Source organism: Candidatus Formimonas warabiya, assembly GCF_002777255.1.
GTDB classification, from domain to species: domain Bacteria; phylum Bacillota; class Dehalobacteriia; order Dehalobacteriales; family Dehalobacteriaceae; genus Formimonas; species Formimonas warabiya.
Genome location: NZ_CP017634.1, coordinates 516,629 through 539,781 on the forward strand (window position 1 = coordinate 516,629; position 23,153 = coordinate 539,781).

22 protein-coding genes, 2 tRNA genes and 2 pseudogenes are annotated in these 23,153 nt (G+C 43.8%); 18 read left to right on the plus strand and 8 right to left on the minus strand.

The features are described 5' to 3' along the window. Positions 1 to 3: 3 nt before the first annotated feature. Complete coding sequence (locus tag DCMF_RS02285) at positions 4 to 396, plus strand: hypothetical protein (RefSeq protein ID WP_148132934.1); 393 nt, start codon at positions 4 to 6, stop codon at positions 394 to 396. Between the two features lie 85 nt (positions 397 to 481). After that, positions 482 to 1,063 carry an MBL fold metallo-hydrolase gene (locus DCMF_RS02290; RefSeq protein WP_148132935.1) on the plus strand — a complete coding sequence of 194 codons (582 nt, stop codon included), beginning with the start codon at positions 482 to 484 and terminating at the stop codon, positions 1,061 to 1,063. Between the two features lie 629 nt (positions 1,064 to 1,692). Here DCMF_RS02290 and DCMF_RS02295 read toward each other — a convergent pair. From DCMF_RS02295 to DCMF_RS02305, 3 genes are all read right to left on the minus strand, one after another. After that, positions 1,693 to 2,469, minus strand: a complete 777-nt coding sequence (locus DCMF_RS02295) for a YhfC family intramembrane metalloprotease (protein ID WP_148132936.1) — start codon at positions 2,467 to 2,469, stop codon at positions 1,693 to 1,695. 63 nt (positions 2,470 to 2,532) lie between these two features. After that, positions 2,533 to 3,615 (minus strand): DUF1648 domain-containing protein, encoded by a 1,083-nt coding sequence (locus DCMF_RS02300; RefSeq protein WP_148132937.1) that lies wholly within the window; start codon positions 3,613 to 3,615, stop codon positions 2,533 to 2,535. Then, positions 3,612 to 4,001, minus strand: coding sequence for a GntR family transcriptional regulator (locus tag DCMF_RS02305; protein WP_148132938.1), 390 nt, complete (start codon positions 3,999 to 4,001; stop codon positions 3,612 to 3,614). Before DCMF_RS02305 ends, DCMF_RS02300 begins: the two co-directional genes overlap by 4 nt. Positions 4,002 to 4,159: 158 nt before the next feature. On the opposite strand from DCMF_RS02305, the pseudogene DCMF_RS02310 reads away from it, so the two are divergent. Further along, positions 4,160 to 4,446 (plus strand): annotated as a pseudogene (locus DCMF_RS02310) (IS5/IS1182 family transposase); the annotation flags it as partial. Between the two features lie 63 nt (positions 4,447 to 4,509). On the opposite strand, the gene DCMF_RS02315 reads toward DCMF_RS02310, so the two are convergent. Together DCMF_RS02315 and DCMF_RS02320 are read right to left on the minus strand one after the other, a co-directional pair. After that, positions 4,510 to 4,596, minus strand: a tRNA-Leu gene (locus DCMF_RS02315). Positions 4,597 to 4,771: 175 nt separating this feature from the next. After that, positions 4,772 to 5,251: an MgtC/SapB family protein gene (locus DCMF_RS02320; protein ID WP_148132940.1), complete on the minus strand. Its 480-nt coding sequence runs from the start codon at positions 5,249 to 5,251 to the stop codon at positions 4,772 to 4,774. Between the two features lie 227 nt (positions 5,252 to 5,478). Between DCMF_RS02320 and DCMF_RS02325 the strand changes: the two genes are divergently transcribed. From DCMF_RS02325 to DCMF_RS02355, 7 genes are all read left to right on the plus strand, one after another. Then, positions 5,479 to 6,096 carry an RNA polymerase sigma factor gene (locus DCMF_RS02325; protein ID WP_148132941.1) on the plus strand — a complete coding sequence of 206 codons (618 nt, stop codon included), beginning with the start codon at positions 5,479 to 5,481 and terminating at the stop codon, positions 6,094 to 6,096. Continuing rightward, complete coding sequence (locus tag DCMF_RS02330) at positions 6,096 to 6,740, plus strand: anti-sigma factor family protein (RefSeq protein WP_148132942.1); 645 nt, start codon at positions 6,096 to 6,098, stop codon at positions 6,738 to 6,740. Before DCMF_RS02325 ends, DCMF_RS02330 begins: the two co-directional genes overlap by 1 nt. Positions 6,741 to 6,804: 64 nt before the next feature. Continuing rightward, the gene (locus DCMF_RS02335; RefSeq protein ID WP_148132943.1) at positions 6,805 to 7,953 is read left to right on the plus strand and encodes a CapA family protein; all 1,149 of its coding nucleotides are present in this window, start codon (positions 6,805 to 6,807) and stop codon (positions 7,951 to 7,953) included. After that, entirely contained in the window at positions 7,950 to 10,586 is a 2,637-nt protein-coding gene (polA, locus tag DCMF_RS02340; protein ID WP_148132944.1) for a DNA polymerase I, read from the plus strand. The genes DCMF_RS02335 and polA overlap by 4 nt, the downstream gene beginning before the upstream one ends. A gap of 46 nt (positions 10,587 to 10,632) precedes the next feature. After that, positions 10,633 to 11,457 (plus strand): DNA-formamidopyrimidine glycosylase, encoded by an 825-nt coding sequence (gene mutM, locus DCMF_RS02345; RefSeq protein WP_148132945.1) that lies wholly within the window; start codon positions 10,633 to 10,635, stop codon positions 11,455 to 11,457. A gap of 24 nt (positions 11,458 to 11,481) precedes the next feature. Continuing rightward, positions 11,482 to 12,099: a dephospho-CoA kinase gene (coaE, locus tag DCMF_RS02350; RefSeq protein ID WP_148132946.1), complete on the plus strand. Its 618-nt coding sequence runs from the start codon at positions 11,482 to 11,484 to the stop codon at positions 12,097 to 12,099. A gap of 35 nt (positions 12,100 to 12,134) precedes the next feature. Next, positions 12,135 to 12,701 (plus strand): lytic transglycosylase domain-containing protein, encoded by a 567-nt coding sequence (locus tag DCMF_RS02355; protein ID WP_214659041.1) that lies wholly within the window; start codon positions 12,135 to 12,137, stop codon positions 12,699 to 12,701. A 109-nt stretch (positions 12,702 to 12,810) separates the two neighbouring features. Here the strand turns inward: DCMF_RS02355 and DCMF_RS02360 are convergent, their stop codons facing one another. After that, entirely contained in the window at positions 12,811 to 13,248 is a 438-nt protein-coding gene (locus DCMF_RS02360; RefSeq protein ID WP_148132948.1) for a hypothetical protein, read from the minus strand. 146 nt (positions 13,249 to 13,394) lie between these two features. On the opposite strand from DCMF_RS02360, the gene DCMF_RS02365 reads away from it, so the two are divergent. The 3 genes from DCMF_RS02365 (at position 13,395) to DCMF_RS02375 (ending at position 16,152) form a co-directional block, all read left to right on the plus strand. Beyond that, positions 13,395 to 15,014: an ABC transporter substrate-binding protein gene (locus DCMF_RS02365; protein WP_148132949.1), complete on the plus strand. Its 1,620-nt coding sequence runs from the start codon at positions 13,395 to 13,397 to the stop codon at positions 15,012 to 15,014. Positions 15,015 to 15,080: 66 nt separating this feature from the next. Then, positions 15,081 to 15,926 (plus strand): copper transporter, encoded by an 846-nt coding sequence (locus DCMF_RS02370; protein ID WP_214659042.1) that lies wholly within the window; start codon positions 15,081 to 15,083, stop codon positions 15,924 to 15,926. A 143-nt stretch (positions 15,927 to 16,069) separates the two neighbouring features. Beyond that, positions 16,070 to 16,152: transfer RNA gene (locus DCMF_RS02375), tRNA-Leu, on the plus strand. Between the two features lie 178 nt (positions 16,153 to 16,330). Here DCMF_RS02375 and DCMF_RS02380 read toward each other — a convergent pair. Together DCMF_RS02380 and DCMF_RS02385 are read right to left on the minus strand one after the other, a co-directional pair. Further along, a complete protein-coding gene (locus DCMF_RS02380; RefSeq protein ID WP_148132951.1) occupies positions 16,331 to 17,389 on the minus strand; it encodes a sensor histidine kinase in 1,059 nt (352 codons plus the stop codon). Continuing rightward, entirely contained in the window at positions 17,386 to 18,060 is a 675-nt protein-coding gene (locus DCMF_RS02385) for a response regulator transcription factor (protein WP_148132952.1), read from the minus strand. Before DCMF_RS02385 ends, DCMF_RS02380 begins: the two co-directional genes overlap by 4 nt. Before the next feature lie 147 nt (positions 18,061 to 18,207). On the opposite strand from DCMF_RS02385, the gene DCMF_RS02390 reads away from it, so the two are divergent. The 5 genes and pseudogenes from DCMF_RS02390 (at position 18,208) to DCMF_RS02410 (ending at position 23,023) form a co-directional block, all read left to right on the plus strand. Beyond that, complete coding sequence (locus DCMF_RS02390; protein WP_214659043.1) at positions 18,208 to 19,968, plus strand: RND family efflux transporter; 1,761 nt, start codon at positions 18,208 to 18,210, stop codon at positions 19,966 to 19,968. Beyond that, complete coding sequence (locus DCMF_RS02395) at positions 19,965 to 20,702, plus strand: ABC transporter ATP-binding protein (RefSeq protein ID WP_269467156.1); 738 nt, start codon at positions 19,965 to 19,967, stop codon at positions 20,700 to 20,702. Before DCMF_RS02390 ends, DCMF_RS02395 begins: the two co-directional genes overlap by 4 nt. Further along, the gene (locus DCMF_RS02400) at positions 20,699 to 21,892 is read left to right on the plus strand and encodes an ABC transporter permease (RefSeq protein WP_214659044.1); all 1,194 of its coding nucleotides are present in this window, start codon (positions 20,699 to 20,701) and stop codon (positions 21,890 to 21,892) included. Before DCMF_RS02395 ends, DCMF_RS02400 begins: the two co-directional genes overlap by 4 nt. A gap of 164 nt (positions 21,893 to 22,056) precedes the next feature. Next, positions 22,057 to 22,412, plus strand: a pseudogene (locus tag DCMF_RS29535) (recombinase zinc ribbon domain-containing protein); the annotation flags it as partial. A gap of 185 nt (positions 22,413 to 22,597) precedes the next feature. Continuing rightward, positions 22,598 to 23,023, plus strand: a complete 426-nt coding sequence (locus DCMF_RS02410) for a MarR family winged helix-turn-helix transcriptional regulator (RefSeq protein ID WP_148132954.1) — start codon at positions 22,598 to 22,600, stop codon at positions 23,021 to 23,023. The last annotated feature ends 130 nt before the right edge of the window (positions 23,024 to 23,153 follow it).

Sequence of the window (23,153 nt, forward strand, 5' to 3'; positions counted from 1 at the left end):
AAAATGAAGATTCTGCTTGATGAAACATACGCTTCAAATGACGGAAAGCAAGCGAGCAGGAATATTTGGTATGGAGATGCCGATATCTATGTTGACGGTGAGTACGGAAAAGTCATTGGGCTTAATGAAAGTTTAATGAATAGTCTATGCGAAATAATAAAAAACGACTTATCCAAGAACGTTGCCCATGCCCCTACCGAAACTAACTGGTATTTCTATGGAAGTGCTGTAACTCAGGATGATATTGGCGACAATAGCCGTTCGACAATTATGGTTCGTGAGAGATCTGGCGAGTTTATAACCAATTTTAATATCAGTGACCACGATTTTGCTGTAAATATTGATGCTATTCTATTGTTTAAGGCAGATTTTGAAAAACGTTTAACGAGTCATTGACGAGTAGTAGCAGTATAAGCATAATACGGAGCAGTCAAATTCCAATTTATCGGTTTGATTATAAGTATATTTAGAGGTATAACCTATGGAGACCTATTGCATTCCTATTAAGCATGCAAACTGCTATTTGGTACAAATAAATGATTTTTATATTGCAATAGATGCAGGTTGGCCAGGTTACATCCATGAATATGTGGAATCTTTAAAAAGTTATAACATTAGGCCAGAGAGAATAAAGTATTTAATCGTAACACACTTCCACCCCGATCATGCAGGCTTAGTAGAAAATATAAAGAAATTCGGTACTTGCTTTATTTTGTTTGATCATCAAATACCTTATATTCAGGTTATGGAAAAAATGATCAGAAGTGATCGATTTTATTTGCCATTAGATATGAATTCAAATGTTGTTCTAAACACTGATGAATCAAAGTCGTTTTTTAAAGAAAATAACATTCCCGCACAGGTAATAAAAACGATTGGCCATTCTGATGATAGTATTTCGGTGGTATTTAAAGACGGTTCTGCTTTTATCGGCGACTTACATTCCCCAAATTTAATAATGGAAGACGACTATAAAAGCAAGCAAAGTTGGTGTGATTTAAAGCTAAAAGGTGCGAGAATAATATACCCTGCTCATGGGAACTCTTATAGGTTAGAAGTGTAAGCTGTAAGCATAAAGGGTACTTGACTAAGGTGTTGAGAAATCAGCGTTTTTTATTTTTCCTGAAATTACTGTATAAGTATCACGGGCAGGAACGTTGACTTCCTGCTCTTCCTTTTTCGGCCAGTAATTTGATAACGATCGTAACCAACACCCAACACAAGACTGCTGTCTTGTGTTGCAGCAAGCACTGAATTTTGTCTCCCAAAATTCGCTTGTTAGGGGGGCACCCCCTAAAACCCTCATTTTAAGAATGAATTTGACTACTTAGAGAATAGCCAACCTATTTGTTATCGACGACAAAAACAACAGTAAATGTATGATATGCAATTAGGCTACAGCGAACCTATTTGCTCGCTGCAGCCATTGCTTTTTTCTGGCGTATAAGTTGTAACTTGTTCTGTACTGCCTGAAATGACGCTTCAATCAACGGCCCTGCCGATTCCTTTTCCAATAGATCAGATATGGGATGAAGCCTAACAGAAAGACATACTGCTTACCCATGTAGGAGCTTCTGAACAAATGCCGTCCTGTATAGATTTGATCCGGCAACAGCGGATAGATGGCAATGAGAATAATAAACGGTACAACGAGTATCAGAAGATTTATGATTATTTTTTTTATATTTGGTTTCATTCTCGATCAAACACCTTTCTGGAACGAGTAATAAAGACTGCGCTGATGATACCAGCCGCCAGGAGAATGCCCTCCACGGCCAAAAGACTTAAAGCGCCTTTTTGATAAAGTGCCGCAGGGAAATCAACGGCTGCATGGAGCAGTATGGCAAGCAGAAGTAAATGGCTTTTTCCATTTTTCACCCCGTACAGCACAAGCAGGGACAGCGCAATTTGCAGTAGGAAAGCCATCGCTCTTTCATATCCAACAACTGCAAAGGTGTACGACGGAGCGCTGATCATTGCCTCTTTAAGCCTCGATATGTCCACTCCAGGAAGCTTTGCCGCCAGCTTGTCAAGCAGTCCACGGTTGATCAGGATGGAATTAACGAGCTGGTTAATACCGGCAAACATTCCGGTAAAAATGGCCTCGACGCCGCCGTGGCCAATGCCATAAGCGATCCCGCCCTTCCATTCCCGGACCTTTTTGAGAAGGAACTTAAAAGCGACAAACCGGCCGCATTCCTCAAATATACCTGCGGCAAGACAGCCATAAACCGCATAAGCTAACGGATTCTTTAAAAACTGGACGGTCGATACGTTGTATTTCAAAAAGTACAGGTGCATCAGCTTTTCCAGTATTTGCGTGAATATAATAAAAACCAGGATGCCGACACCGACCGCCTTAAAGCTGATTTTATAGCGAAGGCGGAAATAGGTCAGAAACGCCACAGGCAGTCCGACAGAGATGAGCAATGAAAAGACCATTGCGGCGATGGAAGCACCGCTTACCATAATATTACCTCTTTTCCTTTCATATTTTATGGTTAAAACTTGTTCCTTTAAAATAACACCGGCTTATTTATTCCACAAAGTCTTAAAAACGATGAACAAGATAAGCGCGGCAAGAATGATCCAGGCCGCTGGCCGGCCAAAATTGACAGTCCGGCCGATACCGCTTCTTTTTTCAACAAACAGCGAAGGGTCGGCCGGATTAAAATAAATCCGGCCGAGAACCCATTTGTCATCGTCGTCGAGCACGGCCCCCGAGGGCTTTTGGTACCTTGCCATCCGGAAAAACACGGCAAATAAAACAATTACAAGAAGGGCAATGAGCACCGTGATTACGGATGTCCCCGCCTGCATATTGCGGACGACCCCCAGGTAAACAAGCTCAGTCAGCAGGAATTTTGTTTCAATCACCAAAGTGACGGCAATAATAATGAATGAAACAAATCTTCTGAAGGCTGCGTATCCAGGCGCGGCCCCTGGATTGCCTTTGACAGAAGCAGGCGCGCTCCGCGCTAAAATACCGATGAAAAACATGAGGGCGGCACAAACAATCTGATTGAAGATAGGCCCCATGATAAGGCTGAGAGACTTTACGCCCCATGCGTCCTCAACACCGCTCCGGTTAAAATGAGTGGCAATTTTTTCGGGCATCCCCGGATAATAGAGAGCAGCTAATATGACGGTAACCGCAATAGGCACCAGCAGCAACAAAAACCATCCGATTGATACCGGCTCATTGTTTTTGCGATTCGTTCCTCCTATTTCTACCGTGATTTTATTTTTCACCAGATTTTCATTTTGCAGCATTGCTTTCAGCTTTTTCATGCTGGAGTTTGCCAGGATATAAGGAACCATACCCAGGAGAATCAGCGCAAGAACAGTTGCTGAATAAAGGTGCGTTAAATTGATTTCATTCAGCGGCGTGTCATTGTAAACCAGCCAAAACGCGCCGGCCAAAAAGACCGCGAGTGCCGAGCAGGCCGATACAAAACGCCGAATAACCTTGCGGGCGGTTTCCTGCTTCCAGATCTCAGTATCGCCGAAAACCACGCCAAAAAGGACATTCTTTCTGGAAAGCCAGGGACGGGCTGCTAAAAAAGCTGCGAGTAAAACATAGATGACTCCGTAACGGATGAAAAGCTCTTTCATAAACGATCCCCTCCCGTTTCATGATAAAGACGGTTGATGATTCCGATTAACTGCTCCCGCCCGATGGATCTGGTAATGGCCTCGGAAACAATATTTCTGAGTGTTTCCGTGGCCGCTTCCATAAAGTCCTTTGAATCCCGGCCCGAACCACCCAAAGATATGACGGTACCGCGATTGCGCACCATTTTGACGAATCCGCCGAGCTTCAGCATTTTATATGCCTTGTTGACGGTGTGGAGATTCACGCCAAGCTCCGATGCGAGCATCCGCACGGGAGGAAGCATATCGCCATCTTTGAGCTTCCCGTTTGCAATCCCCTCGACAACACCGTTCCGTATCTGCAGATAGATCGGTTGGTCTGATGCCAGGTCTATGGTCAATAGCATCTTTCATTCCTCCAAGTGCTATAAGTTATATTTGTTATATATGGAGTATAACTATCGACAAATTAAATGTCAAGCCAAAACCCAAAGAAGCGAGGGGACGGTTCGAAAACACTGAAAACATACAATAAAATATGACAAATAATACAAATATTATCATAGAACAGACGATAGAAAAAGCGAAGCAAATTCTAATTGACCCCAAATTTATTCAACAAAAAGGTGTGCGGTCACTAGTAGACGAAGATGCCAGAGTCGGATATAAAACTAAAACAGATAGTTTTTTCGGATACAAGGTTGAATTTGCCATGATACCGGAAGAGCGGATCATAACAGCCGTGGAAGTTCAAGATGGAGCCTATGTAGATGGCACAGAGTTCAAAAACTTATATGAACGAAAGCTTGTGGGGTTCCAATAACAGAGGGATATGGAGACAAAGCATATTTTCTATACGGTTTTTGTGCGGTATTTACAAAAATAAAAGGACTCCCAAGTAATTTGAGAGCCCTTTGGTGCCGAAGGTCGGGGTCGAACCGACACGGTATCGCTACCACTGGATTTTGAGTCCAGCGCGTCTGCCAATTCCACCACTTCGGCATGGTTATTGAGATTTTCTCCTCTGATATCTCCAGCTTTACTGGATTATCTCTTTTCGGAGAACTGCTTGCCCGAGCAATCCGGGCAAAATTTATTGTACAATTGAATCAGGAATTTTGCAAGGGGTTTTTTATCAATTGTTTATGTTTTTTCTGGGTTTCCTGCCATGATTTAATCAATCGTCCGCCTGATGAGGCGGAATATGGTCCTTTTTATCTTTTTCAATGAGGCCCAAGTAAACCAGGAGGTTGGAAATTTGCAACGCAACCAGCATAAAGGCGATGGTAACAAAGACCAGGAAGAAATGGCCTAATCCTACGGCAATTCCCAATCCGGCAGCAGCCCAAATGTTGGCGGCGGTAGTTAAACCACTGACATCTCCGGAAGGATCCTTCCAAATGATCCCGGCGCCAAGAAAGCCAATGCCGGTAATGATGCCTACGATCAGCCTGGCCGGATCCATATTGAATATTCCTTGGAATTCTACAAATCCGTATGCCGACACAATAGCGATAGAAGTAGAAGAAATGCTCACCAAAGCATGGGTTCGAATCCCGGCCGCTTTGTGCCTTTTCGTGCGTTCAAAGCCCAGGACGAGTCCTACCAGTAAACCGACAAATAATCTTAACACGATATCCTCATTTGAAATACTCATCTCTTCACCTCTGGGAATAAGAGTTAAAAAATTGTCGTTTTTTGGAGAAGAAAATCTGCAAAGTTTCAAGCATTTATCCTTTAGTGTCTGATATAATGAGAATATATTGTAGTTATTGTAGCGGTTTGTAGAAAAAAATGCAAGGAATTCAGGATTTGAAGTGTAATATAGACAACAATAAAGATTTTATGAGTCCAGTTTAATAATGATTGGAGTACAGGACGGATATGTTTATAGATGACGAAGACCTGGTTAAACGAAGCCAGCAGGGAGACATTGAAGCGTTCGAGCAGTTAATATCCAAGTACCAGCAAAAGGTATTTAATATTGCATACCGTTTAATAGGAAATCCTCATGATGCCAGTGACTTGGCCCAGGAAGCACTGATCAAGGTATATAAATCCATTAAAAGCTTCCGGCTGGACGCTTCTTTCAGCACATGGGTTTATCATATTGTAACCAATGTCTGCCGTGACGAATTGCGTAAACGGAGCCGTCATCAGGTTTCTTCTTTGGATGAACCGTTGGTGAGCCAAGATGGAGAAGTCAACAGGGAAGTTCCTGATTATTCCAATTGCCCGGAAACTGCCTATGAACAGAAAGAGTCAGGTGAGTACATACAGGGCCTCATTAACAGCCTGAGCCCGGAATACCGGATGGTTGTTGTGATGCGGGAGATGATGGGATTAAGCTATGAGGAAATTGCCCAAGAATTGAATATTACTTTGGGTACGGTTAAATCGCGCCTCAATAGGGCCAGAAAATACTTGAAGGACAAAATAATAGAAGATAGGGAACAACGCCAATCAATGGGACGTCTATCGGTTGAGAGGGGGAAAGCTTAATGAATTGCCTGGACATTCAGGACTTATTATCTCCTTACCTCGACGATGTGTTAACTTCCGAAGAGATTCTGATGGTGGAAAACCATTTAGAAGGCTGCCCTTCTTGCCGGAAAGATCTGGCAGAGCTCAAAGAGACCGTTGCTTTGATCCAGTCTATACCGGAGGTTCCCTTGCCCAGTGATTTTTCCGATCAGATTCATGATTTGCTCACCAAGGTGCATGAGGATAAGAACCGGGAAATGCCCTTGGAAACGGGAAGAAAGTGGTGGAAAAAATTTGCCGGACCCCAGCGGATATTTGTTGCCGCTGCAGCCATGATCATCATCGTTCTTTCCCTTTTTGGCAGCGACCTTTTTCAAAAGCCCCAACAGGATGGGGGGCAGGCACCTTCGATCATGAGTGCCCAACCGGCTGGTGAAGAAGAGAGCGCCGCCTCAAAAAGCCCTGCAGAGGATCAAGACCTGCAGAGCGAGTCCTCAACCGCTGAAAGGTCTATGAAATCGTCGGTTCAGAAGGATGGCACCCAGGAAAAAAATATTCAGGTTTTTACCCGGGGAAAAGTGCAAACCATCATTATTTTTATCGTTGTAACGGCGGCGGCTGTACTGGTGGCCGGAAAAGCTTTTAAGCTGTTTAAACAATGAATTTAAGTTCGGTGTGCAGGAAGTTGTCTTTGCACACCGAACTTTTTTTAAGGGTGGTTTTGAAATGAAAAAAAATGGTAAAATATTAGTAAGCCTGATCATGATGGTTTTCCTCCTTTCCTTAACAGGCTGTATTTCCTTGGTCGGAGACATGTCCCCCATCAAAGAGGAAGAAGAAACACCGGTGGCGGTTCCTGAGGTAATTGTTCCGGAGATTTCATTAATCGGGGTGGGAGATGTGATGCTGGCCCGAAAGCTAGACCGGTTGATCAGCCGGCACGGCATGGAGTATCCATTTCAGCAAACCCGGGAACTCTTAGCTTCAGCTGATATTGCTTTTGCGAACCTGGAATCACCTCTTTCCGATCAAGGGAAGAAAATTGAAGGAAAGGGAATCTGGTTCCGGGGTAACCCGAAAAACGTTCAGGCCCTTTCTCAGGCCGGGTTTGACGTGATCAGTGTCGCTAATAATCATGCCTTAGATTATGATTCTCCTGCCTTTTTGCAGACCTTAGAAATTTTACAAGGAGCCGGCATCAAGCCGGTGGGCGGGGGGAAGGATATCGAACAGGCCCGCAGTCCGGTAATCATGGATGTCCAGGGGATTAAAGTTGCTTTTCTCGCCTATAGTGAAATGGCAGACATGATTTGGAGTGCAAAACACCCGAGAAAATTAAAGGCAACCGAGGACATGCCGGGAATTGCTCCTTTGGTCGTGGAGCAGATTGAAGAAGACGTGGAACAGATCAAAAATGAAGTGGATTATGTGATGGTCTCCCTCCACTGGGGGGAGGAATATCAATATTTACCGCAATCATACCAGCAAGAAATAGCCCACCAGCTTATTGATGCGGGGGTGGATGTGGTTTTGGGCCATCATCCCCACTGCCTCCAGGGTGTGGAGTTGTATCATCAGGGCTTGATTGCCTATTCTTTGGGAAATTTTGTGTTTGACCAGAACCAGATGGAAAAAACCAAGCAGGGACTGCTCCTCCATTTAAAGCTGGATCCGACCAAAATATTGTCGGCAGAATTATTGCCTATTTATATTAATGACGGTCAGCCTGTGGTGGCCCAAGGCGAAATGGCGCATGAAATTTTGCAGCGCACCTGTGATGTTTCGGAAAAACTAGGGACCAAGCTGGATCTAAAAGAGGGAAAAGCTGTGATTATGTCTCAGGTTGAGGCGCAGGAGGGAGGAGATACCTTGTGAGAAAGTTTTTAATTGTAGATGGAAACAGTTTAATCCACCGGGCTTTTTATGCCCTTCCTTTGCTGACAAACGGGGAAGGGGAATTTACCAATGCCGCCTACGGTTTTACCACCATGTTTTCTAAAATATTGGCAGAGGAGAAGCCGGACTGGGTCGTGGTGTGCTTTGATAAGGGGAAGATCACCTTTCGTACAGAACAGTATCAAGAGTATAAGGGGCACCGTAAGGCCACTCCGCCCGAATTGCGTCCCCAGTTTCCATTAATTAAAAAGATATTGACGGCCATGAACGTGGCCTTTGAAGAAAAGGAAGGCTTTGAGGCGGACGATTTGATCGGAACTTTTGTCCGGCAGGGGGAAAAAGAAGATGTGATAAATCTAGTTTTGACCGGAGATAAGGATGCCCTGCAATTGGTTTCTCCCAAGTCGGTGGTATTATTGACCCGCAAAGGTATTTCCGAGCTGGAGCGCTATGATGAAAAAGCCGTATCCGACCGGTTTGGACTTGCTCCGGAGCAAATTATAGACCTCAAGGGTTTGATGGGGGATTCCTCCGATAACATCCCCGGAGTTCCCGGCATCGGAGAAAAAACCGCCCTGAAGTTGCTGCAGCAGTTTCAAACAGTGGAAAATATTTATCTCCACCTTAACGAAATCTCCCCCAAGCTGCGGGATAAACTGACGGAAAATCAAAATTTGGCGATTTTGTCGAAAGGGCTGGCTACCATCGAATGCTGTGTTCCTATCGAAATCGACTTTAACAGGCTGAAGTATGAAGAGCCGGATTATGAACAGCTTTTAGGCCTGTATAAAGGGTTGGAATTTAAAAGCTTGATCAAAGGAATTTTGGAAAAGATGGCTACCCGGGAAACGCCTCCGGTCCTGCAGGAAAACGGAGAAGGTGAGGCTAACTTTCACCGTCTGGCCGCTCCGGAAGAGATTTCCCGTACAGTCCAAGAGGTTTTGGAGACGGGAAAGGCCGCGATCTATGTAACGCACCGGGGGAATTACTTTGACGGCGATATTTCCTCGATCTCTTTTGCCGTGTCCGAAAGCAAGGCATATACCGTATTCTTTGACGGCGACCGGGACCGGGAAAAACTGATGTCTCTGAAAGAACTCTTTGCGACGGAAAATATAGAAAAAGTAGTTTATAATGCCAAAGACCTTCAAGTAATGCTTTTTCAAGCAGGGCAAGAACTACAAGGGGTTTGTGCCGATGTGATGCTGGGGGCCTATCTCTTGAATCCCGGTTCCTCAGAGTACAGCCTGGAGTCTTTATGCCTGGAGTATCTGAACCGGGCCTTGGTGACCCGGGAAGACGAAGTTTTGGACCACTGCGGCCGGGCCCAAGTGGTGTGGCAGTTAGCGGGTATCATTGAGCAAAAGATTGCGGATCAAGGGATGAAAGATTTGTACGACCAGGTGGAACTCCCTTTGGAAAGCGTATTGGCGGAGATGGAAATAGCGGGAGTAAAAGTGGAATCATCTCAATTGAAAAATATGTCTCAGGAATTGGAAGCAGCCGTGCAGCACATCAGCCGGGAGATATTTGAACTGGCCGGAGAAGAGTTTAATATCAATTCACCCAAACAATTAGGGGTGATCCTTTTTGAAAAATTGGGTTTGCCCCCGGTGAAAAAGACAAAAACAGGTTTTAGTACCAATGCGGAGGTTCTGGACCAATTGGCTCCCCGGCATGAAATCGTGGCTAAAATTTTAGAACACCGGACCCTGGTAAAACTGAAATCCACTTATGTGGACGGCATGCAAATACTGATTAATGCCAAGACGGGAAAGCTGCATACTTCCTTTAATCAGACGGTTACCGCTACGGGGCGGCTTTCTTCCACGGAACCCAATCTGCAGAATATTCCCATCCGCATGGAGATGGGGCGGCAAATTCGCAAGGTCTTTGTTCCATCACGGGAGGGAAATATTCTTCTGGCGGGAGATTATTCTCAGATCGAATTAAGGGTGCTGGCCCATATTTCCGGTGATCCGGTACTGAAAGAAGCTTTTCAGCAGGATCAGGACATTCATACCCGAACGGCTGCGGAGGTTTTTGGGGTGCCCATGGATGCGGTCACAAGTGAAATGAGAAGAAGAGCCAAGGCGGTTAACTTTGGCATCGTCTATGGAATCAGTGATTATGGCTTGTCCAGGGACTTGGGCATTACCCGTAAGGAAGCAAAGCGTTATATTGACAGTTATTTTGCCCGTTATCCGGGTGTAGCGGATTATTTGGACCGGGTGGTACGTGAGGCGCGGGATAAAGGATATGTGACGACTTTACTCAATCGCCGGCGTTATCTTCCCGACATCTATAGTTCCAATTTTAACGTCAGGAGTTTTGGCGAAAGAACTGCCATGAACACGCCGATTCAGGGAAGCGCCGCCGATATTATCAAGGTTGCTATGATCCGGTTATCCCGCTATCTTCATGATCAGGGCAGCCGGTCCCAAATGATTCTTCAGGTGCACGATGAGCTGATTTTTGATGTGGTCCCGGATGAAATCGATACCCTGGCGAAAACGGTGAAAGAGTTAATGGAAAACGCCGTGCCGCTGGATGTTCCTATAAAAGTGGATTTAAAAAGGGGAGAAGATTGGTACCATATGACGAAGATTTAGAGAAACGCTTTTCATCATGATCAGGCAGATAAAAGGAGGCAGCGGCATGCCGGAACTTCCGGAAGTGGAAACAGTAAAACGTACGTTGGCAGAGCATATCCTTGGTCTTACCGTCACCGGTATCACCTTAAATCAGGAGATTGTGATCAAGACACCGGGTATTCAAGAATTTAGGGAAAAAATAACCGGGCAATCCTTCCGGAATATTGACCGGCGGGGGAAGTACTTGATTTTTGCTTTGTCCCAAGGATCTAAAATGGTGGTCCATCTCAGGATGACCGGACAGCTTGTGTACTGTGAGCAGGATCATCCCCTGAAAAAGCACACCCATGTGATTTTTTCTCTTGACAATGGCAGGGAACTCAGGTTTGTAGATCAACGCCGTTTTGGCCGTATTTGGCTGGTCCCGGAAAAAGAAATTGATCAAATCTCGGGGCTTTGCTCCTTGGGACCGGAACCGTTGGGAGAAGAGTTTACTTTAGAAAATTTAAAAGAGAATTTAGCAGGTAAGAAAAGCAGGATTAAGCTTTTCCTGCTGGACCAAAGCATGATTGCCGGGATCGGCAATATTTATGCGGATGAAATTCTATACCGGTGCGGGATCCATCCGGAGCGGACAGCAGGTTCTTTATGCCATGAAGAAATGACTAGACTGTTTGAGGAAATCAGAAGCACCTTAGGGGAAGCTGTGGAACACAGGGGAACCACATTTAGTGATTATGTGGACGGGCGGGGAGATAAGGGAGCCCACCAGCACTTCTTAAATGTTTACCAGCAGGTAGGAAAGAAATGCCCCCGGTGTGGAACTGCGGTAGAAAGGGTGAAGGTAGGGAGCCGAAGCGCTTACCACTGCCCGGGTTGTCAAAAATAGTAGGATGGATGCGAGGACAGACAGGTGAAAATTATTGGTTTAACGGGCGGGATTGCCAGCGGCAAAAGTACTGTTTCCTCAGTTCTCAAGGAACTGGGCGCATTGATTATTGATGCGGATAAAGTTGCCCGGGAGATTGTGCTTCCGGGTAGTCCTGCTTGGAATGAGATTGTCCAGGAATTTGGACAGGCCATTCTGCAGCCTGACCAAAATATTAACCGGAAAGAGCTGGCCGGGATTATTTTCCGGGACCAGGCAGCCCGGAATAAGTTAAACCGGATCACCCATCCCCGGATCATGGATGAGATCCGAAAAAGAATTAATGCCGGGAAAAGAGGAAACAACTATCTTATGATCGTTGTCGATGCGCCTTTGCTGATTGAGTTAGGCATGACAGCTATGGTTGATGAGGTTTGGTTGACTGCTCTTCCCAAGGACATCCAGATCATGAGATTGATGGAAAGAGAGGGCTTGCCGGAATGGGAAGCCGAAAAGAGAATTGGCGCGCAAATGCCTTTGGAAGAAAAGAAAAAGTTTGCGCACCGAATCATTGACACATCAGGCTTGGTACAGGATACTATTAATCAGGTGTATGATATCTGGAACCAAATTACTAGGCATGAAAAGGAACAAAATACGTAAAATATTTACTACATTGGTTTTAGGAGTTGGCATTGTTGTTGGTTTTGAGAGTCCGTCGGCTGGTCCGATTCTTTTTGATCCTGGGTATTCTAATTAGTTTATGCTATGCGGTCATTCTAAGTCCTCCCGTACAGAAATTGTTTTATCCCATACCGCATTCAGAATATGTGTATCAGTATTCCAGAAACTATCAGGTAGACCCTTTACTGGTGGCGGCAGTGATCCGAGCGGAAAGCAGGTTTTCCCATACGGCTGAGTCCGGATCAGGCGCCCGGGGATTAATGCAGATTATGCCGGAAACTGCGGAGTGGGCGGCGCAGAAATTAAAGATAGATTTTCATTCTGAAATGTTGTTTGACCCCCAGTATAATATCAGAATCGGCTGCTGGTATTTACGGGAACTGCAGGATACTTTTCCGGATAATCTGGCGGTCGTTTTAGCGGCTTACAATGCCGGTCAGGGGAATGTGAGCAAGTGGTTGGAAGACGGGGTCTGGGACGGGCAGCTGAACCATTTGGAAGAACTTCCTTTTCCCGAAACCCGGATTTACGTGCAAAAAGTGTTAAAGTATTATCAACGATATCAAGAATTGTACGGATAAAGGACAATGGATGAAAAGAAATGAACGGAGTATCGGTAAGCAAACGGAGGACTTCCGGGGAACTAAAAAGGTGATCGTAATTCGAAAGCACCGGAATCCGGTGTTTTCTTCATACTTTTGCTTTTAAGTATTGGACGGAAAAAACAGTGACTAAGCCAAAAACAATATTCAGCAGGGTATAAATAGTCTGATCTATGATAGTGTTTTTTACGGGGAGGTTCAGGATGTTGGCCATCACTCCTCCGATGATCAGCCAGGTAATGGCGCCAAGAAAAATTCCCTTATATATTAAATAATCCGTTCCCGTATAAGGGAGGAGGTAGATATAGACAACACCGACCATTGCACCAACCAAAAGATGAATTATCAGCCCATAGAGATTTCCGGCAATAGAATGGGCGGTTGGTTCCAGTAAAAAGATGGAACTGTTTAAAAATAATAATTCTATTTGAGTAATGCCCAGAAAATTAAAAACGAAAGAAAAGAGAGCCAAAATGCCGGCACCCGATATGCCAGCAATACTCCCGATCATTACTCGATCAAGCATAAACTTCGTCCCCCTTTGGATGAACATCGGTAGTATTCCCGAAATTTGGCGAAAAATGTAGAAAAGAAGTATTCTTTTTAATAGCTTTTTTCCGGAAGATATTTTAGAATAAAAAAGAAACTTAGGACGAATGGAACAGTGATCTTATGAAAAGGATGTTAATGATACTGCTGCTCGCTTTGCTGGTGTCCGGCTGCGCACGGACTGGCGGGGATCAAACCGACCCGGAGCAAACATCTTTACCTGCGGGGAAAGATGTTGTTTATGAACAATTAAAAACCCCTGTTACGACCATTGATCCCGCTTATGTGCAGAGTGACAGTGAAGTAATGGTGGCCAAGCTTATTTTTCAAGGCCTGGTTAAAGAAAATGCGTCCGGCAAAGTTGTTTCCTGCATCGCCCGCAGTTGGGAGGTTTCACCCGACGGGCTTACTTATGTTTTCCATCTAAACAAAAGGGTATTGTTCCATAATGGGAAAGAAATTACGGCGGATGATTTTAAGTTTTCCTGGGAAAGGGTGTTGCGGCTGAATGCGCCTTCCGCGTATCTTTTTACGAATATCCAGGGGGCGAATGAAGTCTTATCGGGCAACCAAACACTGGCTGCAGGGATTGTTGCTGTGGACAAATATACCTTAAAGGTTACGCTGGTGCATCCTCAGGATAATTTTATCAATTCACTGACCCATCCTGCCGGTGCCGTACTGGACCGCTACGAAGTCGTTGAACAAGGTGTAAAATTCGCGAAACCAGGAACATTCAAGCAGCCTTCTTTAATCCCTAGCGGAGCCGGTCCCTTTAAGTTCATAGAGTGGGTAGACAGCCGGAGCCTCACCTTAGGGAAGAATACTCAATATTTTGGGACCAAACCGGCCATCTGGCGCATTGAATTTTTGTTGAACCAGCCTACAGGTGATGCCGTATGGGATTTTCTCGCCGGAAAAACACACATCCTGCAAGATGTCACACCGGGTGATATGCCGCCCTTATCCGGACAGATGGGGAATCTTTCTCTGGTAGAAAAACCTGTTTTAGAGGTCCGTTATGTGGGGATGAATGCCAACCTGGAGCCGTTTACAAACAAAGCAGTCAGGGATGCCGTATCCTATGGGTTGGATCCGGCGAAAATTCTGAAGGCCGCCCGGGGTAAAAGCGGGGAAGTATTGTCCGGATATCTGACAGATTACTGGTACGGGCAGTCAAATCAGGAATCACAAGAATCAGTAGTATCTCATGCCTATGAGAAGGGACTTGGTGCCGAAATGTTAGAGCTTTCGGGCCATCCCGGCGGGAGCGGCTTACCTCAGATCACCTTGTACTGTGGATCCGCCTGGGAAGATCAGATCGTGGCTCAAAAGATAGTGGAAAACCTGTCTTCCCTAGGTTTTAATATTAAAATCCAGGCCCTTTCCCAAAAAGATCTGCGTAAAGCGGTGCGGAACGGGGAAGCAGCATTTTACACGACAACATTTGCCGCCAGGAGTACGGAGCTGGATGATTTTTTCCATGAGCAGATTAACTCCAGATGGCAAAAAACAATAGAAAATCCGCTTTGGGACCAATTGCTGGATAATGCTGTCCAACAAAAAGGTGCTGCGAGATTAAGTCTCTACCGACAGTTGGAACGAGAGGTTGTTAACGATTCCAGAATCAGATATCTCTACACGTATAAATCTGCTGCCGCTGTATCGGATCGTTTGGCGAACTTTCAATTAGGACCTGGCAACAATGTAGTGTTTGAAGAATTACAATTTAAGAACCATTAATCATGCATAAAAATTTTTACCAGGGTGACATAATATGGTAAGAGTCCAATCATGGAGGTATTGCCCGTGATTGATTATAAGTATCATGTCACAGCACTGGTCGCCATATTTTTAGCCCTGGGAATCGGTATTCTTATTGGCAGTATGATCATCGGTGATGAATTTGTCGGGAACCAGCAAAAATTATTGATTGATCGTTTGGAAATTGACTTTCAGCAAATGCGTGTCCAAAACGGATTAACAAAAGGCCAACTGGCTGCTGCCAATGAAACCATGGAAATTTACCAGAAGTTCTGCCAGCAAATCATGCCTGTCCTGATCCAGGATAAGCTGCAGAGTTACCGGGTTGTGGTGGTGCAAACGAATAGCAGCTGCAATCTGAACGATATTATTAATCCCTTAAAAATTTCCGGGGCGGAGATTGAAGCGGTAATCAGCGTTTTGAATGACTTTTCTCTGGCTAAGGTCACTGCTGATTCACTTTCTCCGGCCCATGACCAAGGGAGCCAGTTAATGAAAATGATGGGGGAATCTATTCTTTTTGGGGATGACCAGGGCACTATATCCGATTTGGTTAAGAAAAAAATGATCAAGATTTCCGGAACGACCGGAGAACCGGTGGACGCTGTAATTTTGGCCGGGGGTAGTCAGACCAATTTAGGCGAGCAGGCTAAATGGCTGGATCTGGCTTTGTCCGATTACATTCTGGAGAATGAGGTCATGGTCGTTGGCGTCGAGGCCAGTACGGCGGCGTATTCCTATATGCCGTATTACCAATCCAAACCGATGGTTACGATTGATAATATTGAGTCGATACCAGGTCAGATTTCCCTTGTCTATTCCATCTTAGGGGAAAAAGGAAATTTCGGCATTAAAAAAACAGCCAAAAAACTGATGCCGGATTTATGGTAATCAGTTTCGGGATGCCATAATCTTTACTTGATTTACACCAAGGCATTTGCTATAATAACATTCGGGCATTGCCGAAGGGAACTTTTTCAGTTGAATTAGGTGCACGAATGTGCTAAAATAGGCTTTGTTCTTAAAAAATACGTGTCGGAGTGGCGGAACTGGCAGACGCGCACGTTTGAGGGGCGTGTGAGCAATCATACGGGTTCAAGTCCCGTCTCCGACACCAAAATTTGATAGAGGAACCATGACCAAAAAAGTCATGGTTCTTTTTTGGTTTAGTTAAGAATGAGTTAAGACCATCATTTTGACACCGTCCAAGATAAAACAGAGAATATGGTCGAACGTTATAAAATATAACACAATAATGGGTGATTCGATCTTAAATCACCCATTATTTATAGGTACTAATCTATTGTTCTCCGATTTAGTGGTAGTTGCACAGTAAATTCAGTTCCAACACCAAGTTCGCTATTACAAGTGATGCTCCCTCCATGTAATGCGACGATCTTTCGCGCCAATGTCAGTCCCAAGCCGTTGCCGACGGTGGCATGGGAAGTATCCGTCTGATAGAATTTATCGAATATACGAGGTAGTTTGTTGCTGCTAATTCCACAGCCGCTGTCTCGTAAGAAGAATTCTACATAGTTATCAATCCGTTTTAATACAATGTTGATCGTTCCGCTTTCCGGTGTGAATTTTATTGCATTATCGATAAGATTTAGCCAAACCTGACTCAGCAGTTCTTCGTTGCCTACATAAGATATATCCTGTATATCAACGGATAATGAAATCCTTTTTTGCTCCCATTTCGATTCAAGCAGGATGATACAGCGCCGCACCTGCTCGCCGAGGTCAAAGGCGTGCTTTTCAGAAAGAATGGTTTGATTCTCTACTTTGGACAGATTTAGTACGTTTGTGGCAAGGGATGCCAGCCTACTGGATTCACTGATGACGATATCAAGGTATTCATTTCTTTCTTCCGCTGTCAGATCCTCGTATTTAAGCATCTGGGCAAAACCTTTGATAGATACAATAGGTGTTTTGAATTCATGAGAAAAATTGTTGATAAAGTCAGTACGTAACAACTCAATCCCCCCAAGCTCCGCCGCCATGCGATTGAAACTCTCGCCTAGTTTCCTGAATTCCAAGGGATGAGTGATGTTAAGCCGTGTGGAGAATTCACCGTTTGCAAGTTTATTGGTGGCCGAAATCACTTCTCGTATGGGTTTCAACGAGAAACGTCCCATAACAAGGGAAACTATGGTACCAACAATGGTGCTTGATATCAGTAGAATAAGTACTGGAACAAAGGGTCCATAATGACCAAATCTATTTGGATGCCCTGATGCGATCACTAAAAAGCTGATGGCGGCCACAATCAGCGCCGTGATTAGAAAAATAAAGAATACGACAAGAGAAAACAGCAAGGACAAGCCTATCCGCTCTCGAAGTTCGCCTTTCATACTTTTTTCACCGCCTTGTAGCCAAGTCCGCGCACCGAAACGAGTTCAAATTCGGGGTAATCATCAAAGCGTTTGCGCAGTCGATTAATATGAACATTGACGGTGGTGTCCGTACTCTCGGATTCCATACCCCATATCTCATCCATAAGCTGGATACGGGTGAAAATTCGATCGGGGTAAGACAGAAGTTTATAAAGCAGATAAAATTCTTTTTGCGGAAGGGTCTGCTTATCCTTTCCCCGTGTAACAGTTAGAGCATCATAATCAAGAATGACCTCTCCGATGACGAGTTTGTGATCGTTCGCAATTTGAGATCGTCTAAGCAGTGCTTTTATTCTCAGAAGCATTTCTTCGGCATCTATGGGCTTTGTCATGTAGTCGTCTGTGCCTACGAGAAAGCCTTTCTTTTTGTCAACCGGGAGCTGCTTTGCCGTGGCCATAAGGATTGGTGTCATGCAACCGCTCTCGCGCAGTTCTTTTGTAAAATCGTAGCCGTCCATGCCAGGCATCATAATATCTAAAACGATCAGGTCAATATGATGCGCATCCATCAAATCCAGTGCTGTGGTCCCGTTTTCGGCGGTATACACGGAGTACCCATCTCTTTTTAATATGGCCTCCATCAGCTTTCTTGTGTTTTTATCATCCTCTACGACTAATATGCTGAACATTAGTTATCACCTCCGTAGGATTTATTATACTCCGAATTATAAACCGAAAATAAATTTTTAGTTTATTTTGAGTTAATAATCCGGTTGTAAAATAAATTTGTTACATGAGAAATATGCGAACTAAGCAAAGAGAAAGGGATGGTATCAATGACATCAAAGCAGCCAGAAGAAGAAAATGAAGATTTTCATGGGATAACCCAAAAACCCGGTACCCAACAAGCAGGTTTAGCACAACATGAAATTGAGCCCGATGATTACCAATTTCCTGATGCGGAAAGTATTAACAAAAAATCAAGAAGAAAAAAAATACTTATAATTTCTGGGGTAGTTCTGTTGCTAATAATGTCTTTCTTTGTTGTTACAAAAATTATAAATGGAAATAAAGATACAGCATCAAATGGCAATTTTGCAACGTATGAAGTTAAGCGCAGGAACATTACAGTTACCCTTAGCGGAAGTGGAACACTTCAGCCTGCCAACTCATACACTATTAAGTCTCTGGTGGACGGAGATATTATCAGCTCACCATTTGAGGAGGGACAGGTTGTCAAAAAGGATACATTGATCTATAAATTGGATAGTTCAGATGTGTCAACCGGCATTGAACAAGCGGAAAATTCTTTAGCCCAGAGCCGGAACAATTATGAATATAAAATTAAAAGTCTGGATGATATGAATATAAAAGCCACAGCAGATGGGACGATTACCGAACTAGACGTAGAAGCTGGTGACACCGTAAAATCCGGGCAAACCATTGCCGTAGTCCGTAACATTAATGTGATGAGTATTACTTTGCCCTTTGTATCCGCATTTGCCGCAGATTTTCATGTCGGTCAAAGTGCCTCTGTTTTGCTGAATGATATAGGTGTAACACTGAATGGTAAAATATCTAAAATTGGCGTAGAAAAAGCCATTGAAGGGAATGCAGCTGTCAGAGAGGTGACAATTGATGTTGTGAATCCAGGCGCACTATCCAGTTCTCAAACGGCATCAGCCACGGTTGGTGACATAGCAAGCTTCGATGAAGGTACTTTTCATTATAAGGATGAGGAAACGATAACTGCCGATGTTGCCGGCAAGGTCTCAGAAATAAAGGCAAAAGAAGGAGAACGGGTTGTAAAAAACCAGGTTATCGTCGCCATGTCAAGCGATACAATTGATGCGGATATAGATAATGCTGCCGGTTCTCTTAAGGATACTGAGCTTTCCTTACAAAACGCGAGGAATAAATTGGATAATTATCATATAACATCCCCTATCGCAGGAACTATTGTAGAAAAGAATTATAAAGAAGGGGATACACTGGAAGCCGGAGATACACTTTGCACAATATTTGATCTTTCCTATCTAAAACTTGTCCTGAATGTTGACGAACTGGATATCGGAGAGGTTAAAACAGGACAGTCCGTAAAAATTACGGCAAACAACGATGATGGTACGGAGTATAACGGAATTGTTACGAAGATAAATATCAATGGAACTACGGTAAATGGAGTTACTTCTTATCCTGTGACGATAAGAATTGATAATACCGCTGATTTACTGCCAGGTATGAATGTGGATGCTAAAATCGAGGTAAAATCCCTTGAAAATGTTCTATCCATTCCAGTTGGAGTAGTTGCAAGAAACGGACAGGTACTTGTGAAATCAGGGGAATCGGCTTCAGGTACAGATAAGGCCAATGATAAAATACCCGCTGGCTATGCATATAAAAAAGTCAATTTAGGAGGCAGCAATGACGATTATATTGAAATTGTGGATGGTTTAAAAGAAGGCGATATTGTTGCTGAAATAAAAGAATCTTCCACTGTGCCTCAAATGTTCGGACCTCCCGAAGACGACGAGCCCGGAGGATCATCTCAGCAGGATGGTGTACCTAATCAAGGTGATGGGGGTGCTGCCAATTGAAGGCCTTAATAGAATTTAGGAACCTCTACAAATTATATACCATGGGAGATACTATTGTTCGCGCCGTTGACGGCATTTCAATAAAAATATACAAGGGCGAATTTGTGGCAATCGTCGGACAGTCCGGTTCTGGAAAGTCAACATGTATGAACATTATCGGCTGCCTTGATGTTCCAACATCAGGCCAGTATTTGCTTGGCTCGAAGGATGTGGGCAAAATGAATGATGATGCTCTTGCAGAGATCCGCAACAGAATGGTTGGATTTATATTCCAACAGTACAATCTTTTGCCCAAATTGACTGCACAGGAAAACGTAGAGGTACCTATGATGTATGCCGGTGTTCCTAAAAAAATTCGTCATCAACGTTCAAAAATTGTGCTGGAACGAGTTGGCCTGTTAAACAAAATGAAACACCTACCCAACCAACTTTCCGGCGGACAGCAGCAGCGTGTTTCCATTGCCCGCGCGCTGGCCGGCAATCCTTCTGTTATTCTTGCGGATGAACCCACCGGAGCCTTGGATTCAAAAACAGGCCGTGAGGTGATGCAGTTTCTCAAGGACTTACACAAGGATGGAAATACGGTTGTATTGATTACGCATGATAATTCTATTGCGGCCCAAGCGGATAGAATTATACGCCTTGAGGACGGAAAGATAGTTTACGACGGTCCCTCCTCAGGAGTAAAGGATTCTGTGGAAACGGCAGAGCAGGAGGAGGTCGAAACAGCATGAACTTTGCTGAGACTTTTCAGTTGGCCATAAAAAACATTCTCTCAAGCAAAGTGCGTTCACTGCTTACAATGCTGGGTATTATTATAGGTGTTGCCGCTGTTATTGTTATTGTCGGAATGGGCAATGGCATGCAAAATTATATGACTTCACAATTCCAGAGTATGGGGACAAATCTGCTGACAGTGAATATTATGGGAACAGGTTCTTCACATCATATTTCAGTAAAAGATATGTATGCTCTGGTAGAAAAGAATCCAAAATATCTGACTGATGTATCGCCGACGGTTACGGTAAATGGAAGTGTTAAAATCGGCAGCGAAACTCTGGATAAAACAAGTGTCACCGGTGTCAGCGAAACCTATGATGATATGAAGCAATATGACATTCATGAAGGTCGCTTCATCCAGTATGTTGATATTTTGAATCGCAACAAGGTTTGTGCTGTGGGCAGCTATATAGCAAATGACTGGTTCAACGGAAATGCTGTGGGAAAAAGCCTGAAGATTAATGGAACCACTTTCGCTATTGCAGGTGTTGTGGCGGAGGAATCTGAAAGTGAAGAAGGCGGAACGGATGATGCAGTGTATTTACCATACACTACGGCAGCCATATTAGCATCAACCGGAACAATATCAAGCTATACGTTCGAGATGACATCCGAGGACAATGTATCGGACACAAAAGCCATTCTAGAAGATGCCCTGTACGATGTTTACAAAACAGATGATGCTTATTCTATCATTAGTATGTCCGAGATGATGGATATGATGAGTAGTATGATAAACATCGTAGTAACAGTTTTGGCGGCAATTGCCGCAATATCTCTTGCAGTCGGCGGCATCGGTATCATGAATATTATGCTCGTATCTGTTTCAGAACGCACGAGGGAAATTGGTATTCGAAAGTCCTTGGGTGCCAAGCAGCGTTTCATTATGCGACAGTTTGTCATTGAGGCCGCGACTACAAGCGCATTGGGAGGAATAGCAGGTATAGGCTTTGGTTATATTCTTTCATTCATTGCCACTGAAGTCATCACCAAAATGCTTTCCACCAGTATCCAGGTTACACCTTCGATGACCGCTGTTCTGGAAGCATTTACAGTCTCAGTAGCCATAGGTATCATCTTTGGATATCTTCCCGCTAAGAAAGCGGCTCGACTGAATCCTATCGACGCGCTCCGTTATGAATAGTGATAAATTCCTATCTGGGTAAGTAACACGCCTCATTGGACAGAGGGCAGTGGACTGGGGCTATATTAGTAGTACAAAAGAATGTCACGCTGCATGGCAGTAAAAATCACAAGCCAGGAAAACAAATATGTCAGAGGTATTTGTAGAGGTTTGACTCCCCTCGCCTCCACAAAGAAGAAAGCTGGAGTATCTCAGAAAATGTTACTTGGGGACAAAGAAAACGTTTTGCTGATGGAAAGGTCAGTCTTCCATACGGTCAGTTCCTTGGTTACGGGCTAACGAGGGTGAAGTTCCAAAGTATTATGTAGAAAACAGCCACCCAGCAATTGTTTCTCCGGATGTGTTTGATATGGTTCAGCATGAAATGAAACGCCGAAAAGAAAGCGGTGGGCACCACAGCGGGGCAAGCTGTTTTTCAAGTAAAATAATCTGCGGCGAGTGCGGCAATTTCTACGGTTCAAAGGTGTGGCACTCTACCAGCAAATACCGTAGGACAATTTGGCAATGCAATAATAAATTTAATATTGAAAACATTTAACCCGCAGGGCTGGCAGTAATGCTGGTCTTGTGGGCTTTTTTGTTTGTAGCATTTTTGTGTATAATATTCCTGAAGCGTATAAGTAGGATAAACCGAACTTATATATTGATTAAAAAATACTAGGGTGTATATAATATAATTGTCATGACAACAAGGTGGTAATGTATATGGTATTTAAATTAGAGGATTCATTGGGGTTTATTCTAAATAAGACGAATTCAAAACTAAAAAATAAATTATTTCAACGATTCAATGAATATAATGTTACGCCAGAACAATGGTCTATACTTAACTGTTTATGGGTACAAGAAGGTATTACCCCTAAGGACTTGGCAGATATTATCTTTAAAGATAAACCAACTACTAATCGCATTCTTGAAAAGCTAGAAATGAAAGAATTGATTTTCCGAAAGCCTCATCCAATAGATAAAAGAGCTTATCAAATATTTTTAACTAATCGCGGCTGGGCATTAAGGGATGAATTAATTCCTATAGCTATGCAATTACTGGAGGAGGCAACAATAGGAATAGAAAAACATAAAGTACTAGAAATGAAAAAACTGTTAAATCAAGTGTTTGATAATCTTAAGTAGTAATTTTTATCCGTATAGTTGTTCTGACAACTATGCATAAAAATTGATATGCTAAATGAAATGTTGGATTAATATAGAAAATTTGAAAGGGAGTGTTAGTATGAAAAGTAAGATTGCCGAGTCCATTAGG

What these genes read in the sequence shown, in the direction of transcription:
- DCMF_RS02285 (WP_148132934.1), top strand. Translation starts at nt 4, where the DNA reads ATGAAGATTCTGCTTGATGAAACATACGCTTCAAATGACGGAAAGCAA.
- DCMF_RS02290 (WP_148132935.1), top strand. Translation starts at nt 482, where the DNA reads ATGGAGACCTATTGCATTCCTATTAAGCATGCAAACTGCTATTTGGTA.
- DCMF_RS02295 (WP_148132936.1), bottom strand. Translation starts at nt 2,469, where the DNA reads ATGGTAAGCGGTGCTTCCATCGCCGCAATGGTCTTTTCATTGCTCATC.
- DCMF_RS02300 (WP_148132937.1), bottom strand. Translation starts at nt 3,615, where the DNA reads ATGAAAGAGCTTTTCATCCGTTACGGAGTCATCTATGTTTTACTCGCA.
- DCMF_RS02305 (WP_148132938.1), bottom strand. Translation starts at nt 4,001, where the DNA reads ATGCTATTGACCATAGACCTGGCATCAGACCAACCGATCTATCTGCAG.
- DCMF_RS02320 (WP_148132940.1), bottom strand. Translation starts at nt 5,251, where the DNA reads ATGAGTATTTCAAATGAGGATATCGTGTTAAGATTATTTGTCGGTTTA.
- DCMF_RS02325 (WP_148132941.1), top strand. Translation starts at nt 5,479, where the DNA reads ATGTTTATAGATGACGAAGACCTGGTTAAACGAAGCCAGCAGGGAGAC.
- DCMF_RS02330 (WP_148132942.1), top strand. Translation starts at nt 6,096, where the DNA reads ATGAATTGCCTGGACATTCAGGACTTATTATCTCCTTACCTCGACGAT.
- DCMF_RS02335 (WP_148132943.1), top strand. Translation starts at nt 6,805, where the DNA reads ATGAAAAAAAATGGTAAAATATTAGTAAGCCTGATCATGATGGTTTTC.
- mutM (WP_148132945.1), top strand. Translation starts at nt 10,633, where the DNA reads ATGCCGGAACTTCCGGAAGTGGAAACAGTAAAACGTACGTTGGCAGAG.
- DCMF_RS02360 (WP_148132948.1), bottom strand. Translation starts at nt 13,248, where the DNA reads ATGCTTGATCGAGTAATGATCGGGAGTATTGCTGGCATATCGGGTGCC.
- DCMF_RS02365 (WP_148132949.1), top strand. Translation starts at nt 13,395, where the DNA reads ATGAAAAGGATGTTAATGATACTGCTGCTCGCTTTGCTGGTGTCCGGC.
- DCMF_RS02380 (WP_148132951.1), bottom strand. Translation starts at nt 17,389, where the DNA reads ATGAAAGGCGAACTTCGAGAGCGGATAGGCTTGTCCTTGCTGTTTTCT.
- DCMF_RS02385 (WP_148132952.1), bottom strand. Translation starts at nt 18,060, where the DNA reads ATGTTCAGCATATTAGTCGTAGAGGATGATAAAAACACAAGAAAGCTG.
- DCMF_RS02390 (WP_214659043.1), top strand. Translation starts at nt 18,208, where the DNA reads ATGACATCAAAGCAGCCAGAAGAAGAAAATGAAGATTTTCATGGGATA.
- DCMF_RS02400 (WP_214659044.1), top strand. Translation starts at nt 20,699, where the DNA reads ATGAACTTTGCTGAGACTTTTCAGTTGGCCATAAAAAACATTCTCTCA.
- DCMF_RS02410 (WP_148132954.1), top strand. Translation starts at nt 22,598, where the DNA reads ATGGTATTTAAATTAGAGGATTCATTGGGGTTTATTCTAAATAAGACG.